We start from the raw sequence: 15,223 nt of genomic DNA, 5'->3' as shown, positions 1-15,223 counted from the left end.
TCTGTTAACACGCCTTACACAGGAGCGGGCTCTCCCTCACGCCACCGAACTAATTATCACCGAATTAGACACACACGTGGAAATATAGTGTTATAATCGGCGATAATCAGTTTGCACCGGCACAAGTTCTAGTCTCAGAATAGGAGATAAGATCCCTTATCGCCGGTTCGAGAGTTAAATTGATGTGAGTCCCGGTCGAGAGCCAAACCGTGACCACAGATTCCGATTCGGAACGAACCCGTGTGCAGACGTACGTCCCGGCGTATCAAAAGTCCATCTGGGAGGACCATGCCGACGACCTGGGAATGACACAGAGCGAGTTCGTCCGGACGATGGTCCAGGCGGGCCGTCGCGGATTCCTGTCGGCTGACCGGTCGGAGCACGAAGCCGCTGGAGAGGCGTCCTCGGACCCCAACCCCCAGGGTGAAGGCATCGAAGAACGGGTCGTCGCACTCCTCACGGACTCGGGTCCGCTAGACTGGGATCAGCTGGTCGAACGACTCGTCGACGACGTGGAGGAACGGCTCGACGACGCCCTCACCACCCTCCAGGAGGAGAACCGCCTCCGGTACAGCGGCCGCGAGGGAGGGTACGTGGTGACCAATGAGTGAGACGACGCCGGATCAGCCCGTCGAGTACTTCCTGGAGGATATGGAGTACTACGGGCGGTCGGATCGGACGAGAGCGGCGTACCGGCGGGTGCTCGCGGACTTCGAGACGTTCCTGACGGAGCGATCGACCTCGCTCGCGGCGGCGACGAACCGTGACTGCATGGCCTGGCTCCACCGCCAGCGCGAGACGGCGGCGGACAGCACGATCGCGACGTACGCGGCGTATCTCCACCGATTCTACACGTACATGAACTCGGTCGACGTCTTCGAGTCGAACCCGATGACGCTGGTGATGGAGGAACTCGACGAGCGGATCGAGACGAACCCGACACGGCGTGACGTGTCGGTTCCGGAGATGCGTCTGTTCGTCCAGGATATCTCACATCCGCTCGACCGGGCCGTCGTGGTCACGTTGCTGAAGACGGGCATCCGGGTCGGCGAGCTCTGTAATCTCGACATTCGCGACCTCCAGCTCCCGGAGAGCGCCGCGTCCGACCGATACGACCTCACGGGCCGCCCTCAGCTTGACGGTCGTGGCGACGCGCTGTTCGTCTCGTCGGAACCGACCCGTGGGCAGGTCACGAACGGCGAACGTCGGGAGGACTCGAACAAGCGTAAACGGTCGACGGTCGTGCCGGTCGACGACGAACTCGCGACGGTCCTGAGCGAGTGGCTCGCGATCCGCCCGGACGCCCGCTCGTCCGCCGACCCGCTGTTCGTCCGCACCCGAGATCACTGGGGCACGCGCCTCTCCGCCAAGGCCGCCCGGCGCATCGTCGTCGGTCACGCCGAGGCCACGGGGTGGCACCGCAGTGGAGGCGGGAGTGCGGAGAACGTCACGCCCCACTACTTCCGCCACTTCTTCACCACGCACCTGCGGGATCGCACGGGCGACCGAGGGATCGTGAAGTACCTCCGGGGTGACGTCGCGGGCGACATCATCGACACGTACACCCACAACTGGGGCGATCGGGTGAGAGAGACGTACGAGCGCCACATCTACTCGCTGACCTGACGACGGCCACGCGTCCGGGTCGATCTGCCGGTCTCTCGGGAAAGTCGAACGGATAATATATGTTAAAAATCAACTGTGAGTGATATGTGTCTGTCCCGGCACCGACGCATAAACTACATATCGCTATACTGAATGTCGGTCGACCGGGCGGGGCCGAGGAGCCACGGGCGACGCACTGCTGACACGGTGAGGAGGGGGAGCTGACGGTTGAACGAGGGCGAGACCGTCCGGAGCTCGAAACCAGCCGGTACGAGCCATCCCCGCCCCGTTCGGCGGAACCGGGATCGATCGGTGCGTCGTCGCCACGGACGAGGAGCGTCGAGGATCACGTGGGTCAGACGTGACACGCGACTGCTACCAGGCCAAACCTATTTCACGGCAGTCGTCGACCAGTCTGGCATGACAGTCGGCCCGCCGATCCAGGAGCTGCACTTCGCCGAGGCGCCGTCCGTGACGACCCCGATTCCGGGCCCGAACTCGGAGGCACTGCTCGAACGACAGCGCGCGGTGGACACGAGCGCGGTCGCCTATCCGCGGAGCGTCCCGATCGCGCTCGACGAAGGGCGCGGGGCCACGATCAGAGACGCCGACGGCAACGTCTTCCTCGACTTCTTCGCCGGCATCGGCGTCCTCAACGTGGGCCACTCGAACCCACACGTACTCAGGGCGGTCCACGACCAGACCGAGAAGCTCGTCCACACCATCGACTTCCCGACGGAGGCGCGCATCGAGTTCATCGAACGGCTCAACGACATCGCCCCCGATGGGCTGAAAGACCACAACCGGGTCGTCTTCGGCGGCCCCAGCGGGTCGGACGCCATCGAGGGGTCGATCAAACTCGCCAAACACAACACCGGCAGGCACGCTATGCTTGCGTTCCAGGGGTCGTACCACGGCGGCACCGCTGGAGCGTTGAGCCTCACTGGCGGCCGCAAGTACCGAGAGGGGTACGACCCGCTCCTGCCGGACGTGACCCACGTCCCGTACCCGTACCCACTGCATGAACGGGGTGACGCCGACGGAGAGAACGCCCGTGCCGTCTGTCCGGCGTCGTCGGGGGAGTGCTGTGGCGACCTCTCGTGCGGTCGGGCGCTCGAACAGGTGCAGACGGCGATCGAAGACCCCTACGCGGGTCAGCCGAAGCCCGCCGCCATCTGGGTCGAACCGATCCAGGGTGAGGGCGGGGTCGTCGTTCCCCCGGCGGGGTTCCTGAAGGGGCTGCGCGATGTCGCCGACGACAACGACGTCATGCTCGTCTTCGACGAGATCCAGTCCGGGTTCGGTCGGACCGGACAGTGGTGGGCGAGCGAGTGGGCGGGCGTCACCCCCGACGCGATGACGATGGCGAAGGGGATCGGCGGAGCCGGCCTCCCGATCGGCGCGATGATGTACCACGAGGCGTACGACACGTGGGAGCCCGGTGGCCACGTCGGCACCTTCCGCGGGAACGTCCCGGCGATGCGCGGCGGGCTCGCGGCCATCGACTACGTCGAGGAACACGACCTGCTCGCACACGCCCGCGACCTGGGCGAGTACATACGGGACCGCCTCCGTGAGGCCGACTCGGGCCACCTCGCCGAGGTCCGAGGCCAGGGCCTGTTCGTCGGCGCGGAGTTCCTCGACGCCGACGGCGAGGTCTCGAAGGTGGCGAAGACGATGGTGAAAGACGTCCGGACGTACTGTTACGAACGGGGTGTTCTCGTGTGGAAGGCGGGCCGCCACGGTAACGTTCTCCGACTCCTCCCGCCGCTCGTGATGACCCGCGCACAGGCCGAGACGGGACTCGACGTCGTCGTCGAGGCTATCGAGACGCAGGTCGGATAGCCCGCTGGACAGCGACGTCGTTGGGCCCAATTGCTCGCCCCGTCGGAGAGGGTGCGTCCGGACCTTCCGGCGACGGGAGTGGCAGCCACGGGAGAGTGATGGATCGACTTCGGGGTCGCCCGAACCGTGAGACACGGTTGCGACCCCTGCCTCGTGGACGGTCGGGAGGTCTGCCCGAGCCGGCGGCGGCTACCTGCTGCAGGTCACCCGGTCCCCACTGCTCGAAGCAGTGGACGAACGGATCGGCGGAATCTCGAAGTTCCTCGTCCACGTCGACGGGGCCACGGCAGGGGACGAAGGTCGAACACGCCTCGTGTATCCCGGTGACGGCGTCGTGACGCGGAAGTCCTGCGGGCGACGTCCACCGGACACTGCGACGTTCGTTCCCCACGGCGGCGGTTTCGTTACACGGGTACGTCTGTAACGTTCGGAGGGGTTCGGGAGGTGGCTCCAGGAGCGAACAGCACCGGAGCCGCGAGCGGCACCGTGACTCGAGACCGCGGGCTGTCCGTGCACAGTGCCGTGGTCACGAACCGTCACGATCCAGCAACGTGTCTCGAACTTTCTCTGCTGAGAACACGTCGATGGAGATACCGGTGGGGGTGCTGGACGGCCCCCGAAGACCGACCGTGACGTGGTTCCGACTCGGGGTGTGTCGATCACGACGGAACCGTACGCAGGTGTGTTCCTCCGGTGAACGGCAGACGTGGCCCCCGGCGAACGAGTCTCCGTCGTCGTACGCTCACCGCCGATCGTGCTGTCCTGGTTGCCGTGAGGAACGTGGACGACTGGTGGTACGCGACGGGACTCGGAGCGACGGAGAGAGGGAACGAGACCCTCCCGATCTCACAACGGTAGTATACTCATAACTGCTATATCTTCGCCCGACGACGGGTCCCGATCGACGGCGTTTGGTGCCGCCTGCGACGACGGTCGAGACGACGGACCTCGTCGTGGCGAACGCGTGCGACTCAACCGAGCGGGATCGCGTCGTGGGGTCGATCCAGTACCGGCCCGTGTGCGTCTCCGTTCGACGCGACCAGCCCGTCACTCGTCGGCGTTCACCCGTCCCCGTGGACGTCGGTCACCGTCCCACCGCCCACTCGACCATCGAGACACCGGCGATGGTGTCCCGCGGGTTCGGCCGTGGCTGCAGGCTCACTGCCGCGTCGAGCATGCCACCGGCGACGTAGCCGAGCGTCAGCTGTGCGGAGCCGAACCGCCGGAGGTCGCCGAACGCCCGCAACACCTCACAGAGCAGCGTCCCGAACTCGTCGCCGCGGTCCTGGCCGTACCGCAGGATCGGTGCGATCGTGAACTCGGCGACGTCGGCCCGGTCGCTCACCGACACCGGAGCACCGTTACACGTGACCCCGGCGCTCGTCGCGACGAACCGGTCGTCGACGGCCAGAGCGACCCTCGGGACCGGTTGCCGTCGATCCCGAATCACATCGTTCACCGAACGAAGTTGGACTCTCATTTCATATTTCAGTAATACGTAAGAATCAGATGATTTCGGAGAGCTGGACCTCGCGTTCACCACGGCGTTCGGGACATCGGTTCGACGCGAGGTCGGCGCGCCGTCGGTCGAAATCGCGACCCGAGAGACGACTGACGTCGCCGACTGCGGTACTGTCGGTCGGTTCACGACCTCGACAGAACGCATTCGGCGTCTCGGGCTCGATCGTTCGGCGACGGACGAGGTAGCCACGCCGTCGGGATGGCAGGCGTCCTGCGCAAACGTGACGAAAGAGCGATCGAGCCGTCCGACAACGAGTGGGAGTGGGGAAGCTCGTCGATCTCGGCCGTGGCCGGTCCGAGCGTGTCGCGTCGACACGAGCTACTATTTTTCTGTTATTTTCTATTTTTTATACGAAAGATGTTATTTTCGAGTCTACCGGTGTCACCATCGATTCGCCTCACCCCCGTAGCCCCGTCAGCGGGCGGGTGGGAGTCACCCGCCGGTCGTGCGGGGACGGGTCGTGACGGGAACGCCCGAACGGTGCGGTGACCGACGAGTGGTCCTGCGGTGCGACCGGGTGCAGTCGATCGGTGACAGTACGCTTAACCCCGACGGTCCCCTCACCGCGAACGTGTCACACCGCACGGAGGCGGGCGTCGATCCGCCGACGGGGATTCGCGTCACGGTCCGATCCTACTGGCGGTTCCTCGTCGTCGTCTGGTCGTTCCTCCCGCTGCTGGTGGCGTACGCCCGCGATTCGCGGCGGTTCCTGCTGTTCGGTGGCGGGCGACGGGTGACCGAAGCCGACCGCCAGCGACGCGCCGAGTCCCTCCTGGAGACGTGCTTGGACCTGGGACCGACGTTCATCAAGATCGGGCAGATCCTCTCGACCCGCCCGGACGTGCTCCCGCGGACGTACATTCGTGTGCTCTCACGGCTCCAGGACCGCGTGCCGCCCGACCCCTGGACGGCGGTCGAACCGATCGTCGAGGCCGATCTGGGACCGGTCGACGACACCTTCGACGAGTTCGACACCGACCCGATCAGCGGGGCGTCGCTCGGACAGGTGTACACGGCGGTCGTCGACGGCGAGCGCGTCGCGGTCAAGATCCGTCGCCCCGGGATCGTCCGCCGTGTTGAGGCCGACCTCCGCGTGATCCAGACGCTCCTGCCGCCCATCGTCCGGTTCGCCCCGCCGGGCCAGGCGTTCACGATGGAGAACCTCGCCGACGAGTTCGAGACGACCATCCGCGAGGAGCTCGACTACGACCACGAGGCGGCGATGCTGACGGCGGTCGGGGAGAACTTCGCCGACGACCCTCACGTCAGGATCCCGCGCGCGCTCCCGGCGTACTCGACGGATCGCGTGCTCACCATGGAGTACGTCGGCGGCGTGAAGATCAACGACGTCGACGCCATCGACGAGCTCGGACTCGACCGGGAGGTGCTGGTGCGTCGGCTCGAAGAGACGTACATCGACATGATCGTCGACCACGGGCTGTTTCAGGCCGATCCCCACCCCGGGAACATCGCCGTCCAGGCCGACGGCACGCTCGTCTTCTACGACTTCGGCGTGACGGGTAGACTCGATCCACGCACGCAAGACCTGCTGTTCGAGTTCTACATCGCCGTCGCGCAGGACGACATCGAGGCGGTCATCGACGCGTTCGTCCAGCTCGGCGCGCTCGACCCCAGCGTCGACCGGAGATGGATGCGCGACGTCTTCGAACTCGTCTTCGAGAGCCTCCGTGGTGGCGACGTCGAGGTGTACGAGGTCCGACAGATCGTCACGGAGTTTCAGGGCACCCTCTACGAGTTCCCCCTCCGGCTCCCGCAGAACCTCGCCCTCATCGTCCGGGTGTCGACCGTACTCGAGGGGGTCTGCCGGACGCTCGACCCCGAGTTCGACTTCATCGCGGTCGTCAGCGAATACGTCGGCGAACAGGGACGGTCCGAGGAGAACGTCCGGGCGCTGGTCGACCGCTTCGGCGGCGACCTGACCGAGGTCGTCCGCAGCGTCGTCGGCACGCCCGCGGACGTCGACGGGATCCTCACCGCCGCCGAGAACGACGCCGTCACCGTTGAGATCGACCTGACGGCGCGCAACGACGCGCTCGATCACCTCGCCAGCCGCGTGGTCTGGGGGCTGCTGTTCGCGGCAGGGGCACTCTCGACGACGGTCCTGTTCGCGTTCTCCGACTTCCTCGCCGCCGAGGTGACCGCCGTCGCGACGCTGCTCGTGGGTATCGGCTTCGTTCGTGCGATGCGCCGCGGCCCGCGGGGGCTCGCCGTCAACCCCAGATTCACGCGGTACAACATGCGGCGCGACGACTGATCACGCGTCGAGGACGACCGATCACGCGTCGGCGACGCGCACCACCTGCTTACCGACGTTGTCGCCCTCGAACAGCCCGAGGAACGCCTCGGGTGCGTTCTCGAGTCCCTCCGTCACGGTCTCCCGGCACTCGAGGTCGCCGTGCTCGACCCACCGACGGAGGTCCGCGGTCGCCGTCTCGTACCGGGCCGAGAAGTCACTGACGAGAAAGCCCTCGACGCGGGCACGGGTGGCGATCAGTGAGCCGAGCTTCCGCGGGCCGGTCGGCCGCTCGGTGGCGTTGTACAGCGCGATCTGCCCACACACCGCGACGCGAGCGTCGACGTTCAGGTGTTCGAAGACGGCGTCGGTGATCGGCCCGCCGACGTTGTCGAAGTAGACGTCGACGCCACCGGGAGCGGCCCCGGCGAGCGCGGCGTCGTAGTCGTCGCGTGAGCGGTAGTTGATCGTCGCGTCGAACCCCAGTTCGCGAAGCCACGCGGTCTTCTCGTCCGTGCCGGCGATGCCGACGACGTACGCCCCGGCCATCTTCGCCAGCTGCCCGACGACGGAGCCGACCGCCCCCGCCGCCGCACTCACGACGACGGTGTCGCCAGGTCGTGGTTCGGCGACCTCCCGGGTGCCGAAGTAGGCGGTTCGACCGGGCATCCCGAGGACGCCGAGCGCCGTCGACGCCGGGAGGTCGCCCACGTCGACCCGCGTGAGCGCGTGGTCCGGTGCCGCGACGTAGTCGGCCCACTGGAGGTTCCCCACCACGAGTTCGCCGGGCTCGAAACTGGTCCCGTTCGACGCGATCACCTCGCCGACGACGCCGCCTTCGAGCGGTGCGCCGACGTCCCAGGGTTCGGCGTACGACTCGCCAGCGCGCATCCGGCCACGCATGTACGGGTCGACCGAGAGGTAGCGGGTCCGGACGAGCGCCTCGCCGGCTCCCGGATCGGGGCGCGGTCGCGTCTCGAAGTCGAAACAGTCCATGGTCGGGGTGCCGGTCGGGCGGCGAGCGAGCGTCCACACGCGGTTGTCTTCGGCGCCGTCTGTGGGGTCGGACATACCGGACGCTCGTCCCGTCGACGCGAGGCTCTTTCGGTCGTTGGGGGACGAAGCGTCGAATCCACACGGCTGGGCTCGACAAAATATAACTTATCTGCTATATTTTGACGACAGTGCTGAATATACAGCGCGAGTGCAGCAATCAAGGATCAAAATTACTTCTCTACCGGATTGTCATTTGACGGATCGTACTGGGTCGACAGAGGACTCCAGAATCGTTACAATGATGGTTGTTCTACGTGCCGCTCCCAAAATTCCGGGGTATCGTATTTCGAATACGTGGTTTGATAGCCGATCTGGCGGGCAATCGGGGCGAGTAGAGTTGCCAGAGGCCGAGTTAGGGCCGGTGGAGGTGACACGAACACCGTGTCGTCCACCAACCCGTCGGTCATCACCATTCCCTGGAGAAATCCCGGCTGTCCCGAGCTGCTCACTTTTCCCTCGTGGGTGAGGCCGAACAACGTCCTGATGATTGGGAGCGTCCTTGCTGGTGGTCGGACCGTGCCGATAGCCGCGGCGAATTCATCGCCCTCGTAACAGGGTTTGTGAACCGTTCCGGCTGGCACGGTATACGAATCTCCCGCTGAAGCGTGGTGGGAAGTTCCTTCGACAACAATCGTCAATTCTCCCGAGATGACTTCGAATGTCTCCTGGTACCCGACATGATAGTGTTCCGGTGGCCCCTTCCCAGCAATCACGAAGAGCCCGCTGAGATGCTCACCCCCCGTCTCATCGGGTGGTTCGAGTTCGGCGATCCACTCCTCTGACACCGGGTTGGAGATCAGAGGTCCGGTCCGCTCACTGAGTTTTTCAGCGACGATTCCCTCTGGGTCGACCTCGAAGCCGGTTCCCGGAATCGGCTCGCCGTGCTCGTCGAGTGTTCTCCCCACTGCGATGGTTCCCATGCTAACAGTTAGCACTGACTCGACAGTAAACGTTCTGACGTCGTGGTATCGAGCACGTCGATAATCCCCTCTCTCAGAACCTCAGCCCGCACTATGCGAACCTATTTCAAATCCACCGGCCATTGGTATGATATGTCAAGGCAGGGCCCCGTGGGGTCAGATCGTGTCCTTGATCACGAGGGATTTCCGGGCAGGTGGGAGATCCTCGAAACGGCGGATGAGACCGGCGGGGAGCGGTTCAAGACGCGCATGGAACTGGACGAACAAGGGGAACTGCCGCCGCATCTCCACCCGACCGCCGAGGAGAGTTACGAGGTCATCGCTGGTGAACTCGAGGTACAGGTCGATGGGGAATGGTCGACGGTCACAGCCGGCGAGAAAGTCGTCATCCCTCCGGATACGGAACACGCGTTCAGGAACACAGCACCCGCCGAGGTGATCAACATCCACCGACCCGCGATGCAGTTCGAGGAGTTCTTCAGAGGGTTCCACAAGTTGAAAACCGAACGTGGGGTACCCATGCCGCCGGATGGCCTCAAGCCATCTATCTTGCTCGCCATGCTGGTCGTCGAACACGAAGACGAACAGCGTGTCGTCAGTCCCCCACATTGGTCGTTCAAGCTGCTGGCTCGTGTCGGTCGTGTACTCGGGTATCGCCTTCCCGAATAACAGCTCATCTGAAGGTCAGGAGAGACACCCTGCTGACTCCACCCTCTGTATCTCGCACGAGAGCTCTGTCAGTTCCTCCGAGTCTCGGCAGGGCGGCTCAGACGACCAGTTGCGTCTCGTCGCGGGGGGCAGCGAGGAGGTCCTTGGCCGCGTCGGCCGTCGCGTCGAGTTCGGCCTCGTTCTCCATCAGCACGGTCTCACTGGGGAACAGGTGGTCGCCGAGGACGAGTCCGTGGTCGCGCGCGGTCGACCCCGTCACCGAGAGGTAGACGCCGAGGCCCGTCTCGGCGATCGCCGCCTCCTCCTCGACGTGCTCGGTCGGGTAGACGAAGTCGACGTCCCCGATCGCTCCCGTCCCGAGCACTGCCTCGACCAGTCGCTCGTACCGCGGCGAGATACAGAGCGACCCCTCGTAGTCGCGAACGAACCCGCGGTCGAGGTCGGCTCCCGGCGGGAGGATCTCCGGCGTGGCCATCAGCGTGTGGTACACCGTATCGCCCAGCCCCGAGACGACGCGGACGTCCGACTCCATCGGATCGATGCGTGCGTTCACGTCCGCGAGGTCGGCGATCCCCTCCTCGTCGAGCGCGACGACCTCCTCGAGCACGAGGTCGGCACTGTCGAACCCCAGGGCGAACTCGTGGGTCCGGAGCGCACGGAACGGCTCCTCGCGGCCGATCAGCTGGAGGTGGACGTCGCCCGTGTCGACGGTGAGCGAGTCGAAGACGATCCGACGGGGCATCCCGTCGCGGTCGTCGCGCAGGAGGGTGTACTCGGGGCGTTCGGGGTCGGAGAGATCGCTGTAGTCGGCCAGTCGCTCGTACACGTCGCGGTCGGGATGGGACCGGCCCTTCGTGACGCTCTTCTCGTACCGGAGCGTCGAGGAGATCTCGTCAGCCAGGTCGTCGATGCCGACGCCCGCGGCGAGGCGTTCGAGCACGGCCTCGAGCGGGCGTCCTTTCCGGGGTACGGCGACGCGCACCGTCGCTGTCATTGTCGGGTGAACGAGAACCTGCACTAAACCGATTGCGCTTCGACCGCGCGAGCGACCGCGGGGTTACGATTCGTCGGCGTCGTCGGCGTCGTCGCTCGCCTCGTGTTCGTCGCCGTCGGCTCCACCGCCGGCGCCACCGTCGGCGCCAGCACCGGCCGCCGCCGCGCCCCCGGCCATCGTGCCGAGGGCACTACTGAGCCGGTCACGGAACGCCCGGAAGTCCTCGACCGTCTCGTCCAGCCTGTCGAGGTCGTCCTCGATCGCGGCCACGTCGTCGCGGACCGCCGACACGGACTCGTCGAGTTCCTCGCGCGTCTCCGCGATGTCGTCCTCGGCAGCCTCCCTGACGCCGGTGATCTCGTCGTCGAGTTCCGCACGCGTCTCCGCGATGTCGTCGTCGAGGGCCGCGACGTCCTCGCGGAGGCCGTCCACCTCGTCGTCGAGCCCCGCCGCGGTCTCCTCGGCACTCGCCGCACGGGCGTCGACGTCGTCGAGGCGGTCGTCGAGCGCGGTCAGTCGCTCGTCGACGTCGTCGAACCGGCCAGCCATCTCGTCGAGCCGGTCGGTGACGTCCGCCAGCCGCTCCGTGGCGTCGTCGACCGACTCCGCCACGTCGTCGACCCTGTCGTCGACGCCCGAGACGTCGTCTCGGAGTGCGGTCACGTCCGCGTGGAGCTGTCCACGGTCGTCGTCCGCGTCGTCCATCCGGGCGGCGAGCGCGTGGATCTCGCTCTCGGTCGCCTGGACCTCCGCCCGAACGCCCTCGATGAGTTCCTCGGCCGTTCCCTCCTCGTCGAGGAACGCTTCGAGCCCGTCGGCGTACGCCGCGAGGTCTTCGACCTTCGACTGGAGGCGGCCGATCCGGAGGTCGACGCTCCGGGGCACCTCGGACGACTCGCCGCCGGCACCGAGCGCCTCGCGCAGCGCCGCGACGTCCTCCTCGTCGACGTCGCCGTGGCGGATCTCGTCCGCGAGCGCCCCGACGACGCTGCCGTCGACGGCCACGGGATCCGCACCCACGTCGTCGGCTGCGGTCTCGACCGCCTCCGCGTCGAGGTCCGTCGCCTCGTCGTCGGCCGCTTCGTCGTCGGCTGTCGTCTCGTCCTCGTCGAGGTCCAGTTCGACCCCCCCTGCGACCGCACCACCCTCTGCCGGGGCGTCGTCGACAGATTCGTCGTCGACGGATTCGTCGTCGACGGAGTCGACCGGGCTCACGGCAACGTCCTCGACCTGTTCGGTGGCCGAGTCGCCCGCGTCGTCGAACGCGTGCGGCGCCGGTGCGTCGGCCTCGCCTTCCTCGTCTTCGATTTCGTCGGCCTCGTCTTCGATTTCGTCGGCCTCGTCGTCGATCTCGTCGGTCTCGTCGGCCTCGTCGTCGATCTCGTCGGTCTCGTCTTCGAGGGCTTCCTCGTCGAGGTCGAGTTCGAGGTCCTCGGTCGGGGCGTCGTCCACGGGGTCGACCGCCGCGTCGACTCCCGCGTCGCCGCCGGCATCCTCGTCGTCGAGCCCCGGCAGCGACTCGCGGTCGCCCGAGAGCACGTCGCGGACGATCTGGTTCGAATCCTCACCCAGTACGTCGTCGACGGCGCTCGCGGCGTCGCCCTCGCCGTCGGCGTCGGGGAACGACAGCTCCGGCTCGATCAGGAACGTCGTCGGATCCGCTCCTTCGAGTCTGACGCCGTAGACGGTCGTCGTCGTCTCCTCCGGGTCGAGGAGCCTGTCATACTCGACCCGGTGGTTCTTGAACGCGGTCCAGTTGTCCTTCTCGAAGTCGGGGTGAAAGCCCACGTTCTCCATCGGGAACGTCTCGGGGATCGCGTCCGTCAGTCGGATACGCAACGGCTCCGTGGCGGTCGATTCCAGCACGAACTTGATCGCCGGGACGGGAAACTCGTCGGCTTCGTACGACTTCGTCACCGTGACCGGCCCCTCCGTGGTCGAGACGGACGCATCGAGGTCGGGATCGGAACTCATGACGTGCCATTCCGTGAGCCACCACATAAAATAGGAGGGACGAGGTATCAGTTCTGAGAGTCTCTACCCGTGTAGAGCTCCGTTTCGGGGAGATGTCCCCGCCCGGCGAGGCTAGCCGATCGGTCGGTGCACGGCTGGCCTCGATTGTCGGTCACGGCCGTCGGCCCGACTCGCGGAGCCCGTCGGTTTGGGTCCCCGAACTCCCGGGCGGCCCGGCCGTCCGCCTCAGAGGTCGACGCGGTCGCCGATCTCGACGATCTCCAGCTGGTTCGGGTAGTCGAACGAGGCGGCGTGGTTGTGAAGCACCGTCGGGTCGGCGGTCATCCCCTTCCACATGTCCCAGTGCGAGGGGAGACACCGGGTGAGCCGGAGGTCGTTCGCGGCGCGAACGAGTTCGTTCTCGTTGCTGTACCACTTCGTGTGGACCCCTTCACCGGTTTCCTTGTCCGGGATCATCCCCTCCGAGCCGAACGCGAGGACGCCGAGGTCGATGTCGTAGCGCGCCCCGACGTCCGTGAACTCCTCGGCCGGTTTGGTGTCCCCGCCGTGGAAGAACGTCCCGTCCGAGTGTTCGACGACGTACGTGACGGGGTGTGTCGAGTCGGGGTCGTACGACGGTTCGACCTGGACGGTGAACTCGCCGACCTCGAACGTCTCGCCCTCTTCGACCACCGTGAACTGGTCGTCGGTTACGTCCCAGTTGTCGGTCCACGCCTCCTCCTCGCGGGCGACCGCGACCGCGTCGTCCGGGCCGTACAGCGTCGCACCGGTGTTCGCCAGGATCGGTGCCTGGGACGGGCCGTGGACGTGGTCGATGTGCTCGTGCGTCGCCAGGATCGCGTCCATCTCCGTCACGTCCTCGGGGTCGAACGGGACGGGGACCATCCGGATCGTCCGTGGCGGATCGCCGAGACCGACGTACGGGTCGATGGCGAGCGTCGTCCCGTTGGAACCTTTCAGGAAGAAGCCGTTACAGCCCAGATACCAGACGGCGACGGTGTCGGGGGTCGCCTCTTCGATCGTCCGTGGCAGCCAGTCACCCCAGTCGGATGTCGACATGCCGAGGCGTTCGACGCCTGCCCGTCTAAGCGTTGTGGATGCGGTGGTGGCGTGGTCGAACCCGACGACGACGCGTCCGTCTCGACGTCTCACGCCGGGGCTCGGTTCCGGCAACGGTCGTCACTGTGCGAGCGCACGGGTCGCCGTGGCCTTGAACGACGCCACGACGGTGTCCCCTTCGGCGAGGGACATGCGGTCCATGCTGTCGGTCGTGAGGAGCGCCCACAGCGGTGTCTCCGTGCCGACGTCGACGGCGACGCGGCCGATCGCCTCGCCGCGGACGACCTCCGTCACCCGCCCCTCGAATCGGTTCCGGGCGCTGGTCGCGTCCGGTGCGGGCGACTCCGCGGGGAGTTCGACCGTGACGGCGTCGGCACGGACCGACACTTCGACTGTCGAACCCACGGCCACATCCCTCGGTACGAGGGCGAGCACGCGGCCCGGTCCGACCTCGACCGTCGCCAGTTCCCCCTCGCGCGCCCGGACCTCGCCGACGAGCACGGAGAGCGTCGCGTCGGCGACGCCGGCGAACTCGGCCTGGAGTCGGTCGAAGCGCGCGAGGAGGTCTCGGGCCCTGTCGGTGAGTTCGCTCCCCCCCCCGCCAGCGCCGCCACGGCGTCGTTCGACGAGCGGGCCGAACGCCTCCTCGAGTTCGACCACGCGACGCTGGGCGTGCGCGAAAGAGCGGCCGAGCGCCGACGACGCCGCGTTCAGCGAGCCGTGCTCGTCGACGCCGCGCAACAGCTCGACGTCGCGGGCCGCGAACTCGACGCCGTCCGATTCGATGCGAACTGCGGCGTCCGGGATTCCCTCCACACCGTCCGGTTCGGCCGCACCCGATATAGCTGTCACGACGGACGGGGCGGGTGGCTCTCGGGCGCGTCCGAGCGGTGCGCCGAGATCTCACCCCGGCGACGCTCGTGACTGATCGGTTTTGTGCGTTCCCGCTCGCGAGCGTTCGCGTTCACCGGAACCGGTTCCGCAGGGGACGGTACGACGGAGCCATCGAAGGGGAGAACGACGGTGTTTCGATCGTGCGGTTCGAACTCCGAAGTAGCCCGAGAGTGTCGACGTGGACCGAAGCTCACCGGATCTCGACCCGGAGCGCCGCGTCGTGACCCGCCGTTCGCGCGTACGAGAGGGTGCCGACCGCGGCCACGAGGACGACGGTCCCGAGTGCCGCGAGGCCGACACCGACGTCGAAGAGCATCAGCGCGAAACTCGCGACGACCAGCGACAGCAGGAACCACCCCGCGACCACGAGCAGGAACCAGTCGATCCGGCGGATGAGATGTTCGTCAACCATGGACGCGACACGACGGCCG

General features: G+C 66.6%; 13 protein-coding genes. 5 read left to right on the top strand and 8 right to left on the bottom strand.

Annotated elements, in window-relative coordinates; all coding sequences use genetic code 11:
• Positions 1–209 precede the first annotated feature (209 nt).
• The 3 genes from FZP69_RS12290 to FZP69_RS12280 all read left to right on the top strand — a co-directional run bounded on the left by FZP69_RS12290 (position 210) and on the right by FZP69_RS12280 (position 3,450).
• Complete coding sequence (locus FZP69_RS12290; protein WP_152041706.1) at positions 210–611, top strand: DUF5805 domain-containing protein; 402 nt, start codon at positions 210–212, stop codon at positions 609–611.
• Positions 604–1,626, top strand: a complete 1,023-nt coding sequence (locus FZP69_RS12285; protein WP_152041705.1) for a tyrosine-type recombinase/integrase — start codon at positions 604–606, stop codon at positions 1,624–1,626. Before FZP69_RS12290 ends, FZP69_RS12285 begins: the two co-directional genes overlap by 8 nt.
• A gap of 399 nt (positions 1,627–2,025) precedes the next feature.
• Positions 2,026–3,450: an aspartate aminotransferase family protein gene (locus tag FZP69_RS12280; RefSeq protein ID WP_152041704.1), complete on the top strand. Its 1,425-nt coding sequence runs from the start codon at positions 2,026–2,028 to the stop codon at positions 3,448–3,450.
• A gap of 1,084 nt (positions 3,451–4,534) precedes the next feature.
• On the opposite strand, the gene FZP69_RS22575 is transcribed toward FZP69_RS12280, so the two are convergent.
• Positions 4,535–4,930 (bottom strand): inositol monophosphatase family protein, encoded by a 396-nt coding sequence (locus FZP69_RS22575; RefSeq protein WP_275689363.1) that lies wholly within the window; start codon positions 4,928–4,930, stop codon positions 4,535–4,537.
• 613 nt (positions 4,931–5,543) lie between these two features.
• On the opposite strand from FZP69_RS22575, the gene FZP69_RS12270 reads away from it, so the two are divergent.
• The gene (locus FZP69_RS12270; protein WP_192918571.1) at positions 5,544–7,247 is read left to right on the top strand and encodes an ABC1 kinase family protein; all 1,704 of its coding nucleotides are present in this window, start codon (positions 5,544–5,546) and stop codon (positions 7,245–7,247) included.
• A gap of 21 nt (positions 7,248–7,268) precedes the next feature.
• Here FZP69_RS12270 and FZP69_RS12265 read toward each other — a convergent pair whose 3' ends face one another.
• Positions 7,269–8,297, bottom strand: a complete 1,029-nt coding sequence (locus FZP69_RS12265; RefSeq protein ID WP_152041702.1) for an NADP-dependent oxidoreductase — start codon at positions 8,295–8,297, stop codon at positions 7,269–7,271.
• 218 nt (positions 8,298–8,515) lie between these two features.
• Positions 8,516–9,202, bottom strand: a complete 687-nt coding sequence (locus FZP69_RS12260) for a cupin domain-containing protein (RefSeq protein ID WP_152041701.1) — start codon at positions 9,200–9,202, stop codon at positions 8,516–8,518.
• Positions 9,203–9,334: 132 nt separating this feature from the next.
• On the opposite strand from FZP69_RS12260, the gene FZP69_RS12255 reads away from it, so the two are divergent.
• On the top strand, positions 9,335–9,871 hold the full coding sequence (locus tag FZP69_RS12255; protein WP_204960011.1) for a cupin domain-containing protein: 537 nt from the start codon (positions 9,335–9,337) through the stop codon (positions 9,869–9,871).
• A gap of 97 nt (positions 9,872–9,968) precedes the next feature.
• Here FZP69_RS12255 and FZP69_RS12250 read toward each other — a convergent pair whose 3' ends face one another.
• The 5 genes from FZP69_RS12250 to FZP69_RS12230 all read right to left on the bottom strand — a co-directional run bounded on the left by FZP69_RS12250 (position 9,969) and on the right by FZP69_RS12230 (position 15,204).
• Complete coding sequence (locus FZP69_RS12250; protein WP_152041700.1) at positions 9,969–10,865, bottom strand: hypothetical protein; 897 nt, start codon at positions 10,863–10,865, stop codon at positions 9,969–9,971.
• A 63-nt stretch (positions 10,866–10,928) separates the two neighbouring features.
• Positions 10,929–12,839, bottom strand: a complete 1,911-nt coding sequence (locus FZP69_RS12245) for a hypothetical protein (protein ID WP_152041699.1) — start codon at positions 12,837–12,839, stop codon at positions 10,929–10,931.
• Between the two features lie 225 nt (positions 12,840–13,064).
• On the bottom strand, positions 13,065–13,898 hold the full coding sequence (locus tag FZP69_RS12240; RefSeq protein WP_152041698.1) for an MBL fold metallo-hydrolase: 834 nt from the start codon (positions 13,896–13,898) through the stop codon (positions 13,065–13,067).
• A 120-nt stretch (positions 13,899–14,018) separates the two neighbouring features.
• Complete coding sequence (locus FZP69_RS12235; RefSeq protein WP_152041697.1) at positions 14,019–14,714, bottom strand: TOBE domain-containing protein; 696 nt, start codon at positions 14,712–14,714, stop codon at positions 14,019–14,021.
• A 268-nt stretch (positions 14,715–14,982) separates the two neighbouring features.
• Positions 14,983–15,204 (bottom strand): hypothetical protein, encoded by a 222-nt coding sequence (locus FZP69_RS12230; RefSeq protein WP_152041696.1) that lies wholly within the window; start codon positions 15,202–15,204, stop codon positions 14,983–14,985.
• Positions 15,205–15,223: the final 19 nt, after the last annotated feature.

This window comes from Salinigranum salinum, from assembly GCF_009176545.1.
Classification (GTDB): Archaea; Halobacteriota; Halobacteria; order Halobacteriales; family Haloferacaceae; genus Salinigranum; species Salinigranum salinum.
The sequence above is the reverse complement of the archived record's forward strand: the minus strand, read 5'-3'. Positions and strand labels throughout refer to the sequence as shown.

Excerpts from the sequence above, each read along its gene's own strand:
- FZP69_RS12285 (WP_152041705.1), top strand. The coding sequence starts at position 604 with ATGAGTGAGACGACGCCGGATCAGCCCGTCGAGTACTTCCTGGAGGAT.
- FZP69_RS12280 (WP_152041704.1), top strand. The coding sequence starts at position 2,026 with ATGACAGTCGGCCCGCCGATCCAGGAGCTGCACTTCGCCGAGGCGCCG.
- FZP69_RS22575 (WP_275689363.1), bottom strand. The coding sequence starts at position 4,930 with ATGAGAGTCCAACTTCGTTCGGTGAACGATGTGATTCGGGATCGACGG.
- FZP69_RS12265 (WP_152041702.1), bottom strand. The coding sequence starts at position 8,297 with ATGTCCGACCCCACAGACGGCGCCGAAGACAACCGCGTGTGGACGCTC.
- FZP69_RS12260 (WP_152041701.1), bottom strand. The coding sequence starts at position 9,202 with ATGGGAACCATCGCAGTGGGGAGAACACTCGACGAGCACGGCGAGCCG.
- FZP69_RS12255 (WP_204960011.1), top strand. The coding sequence starts at position 9,335 with ATGTCAAGGCAGGGCCCCGTGGGGTCAGATCGTGTCCTTGATCACGAG.
- FZP69_RS12250 (WP_152041700.1), bottom strand. The coding sequence starts at position 10,865 with ATGACAGCGACGGTGCGCGTCGCCGTACCCCGGAAAGGACGCCCGCTC.
- FZP69_RS12245 (WP_152041699.1), bottom strand. The coding sequence starts at position 12,839 with ATGAGTTCCGATCCCGACCTCGATGCGTCCGTCTCGACCACGGAGGGG.
- FZP69_RS12240 (WP_152041698.1), bottom strand. The coding sequence starts at position 13,898 with ATGTCGACATCCGACTGGGGTGACTGGCTGCCACGGACGATCGAAGAG.
- FZP69_RS12230 (WP_152041696.1), bottom strand. The coding sequence starts at position 15,204 with ATGGTTGACGAACATCTCATCCGCCGGATCGACTGGTTCCTGCTCGTG.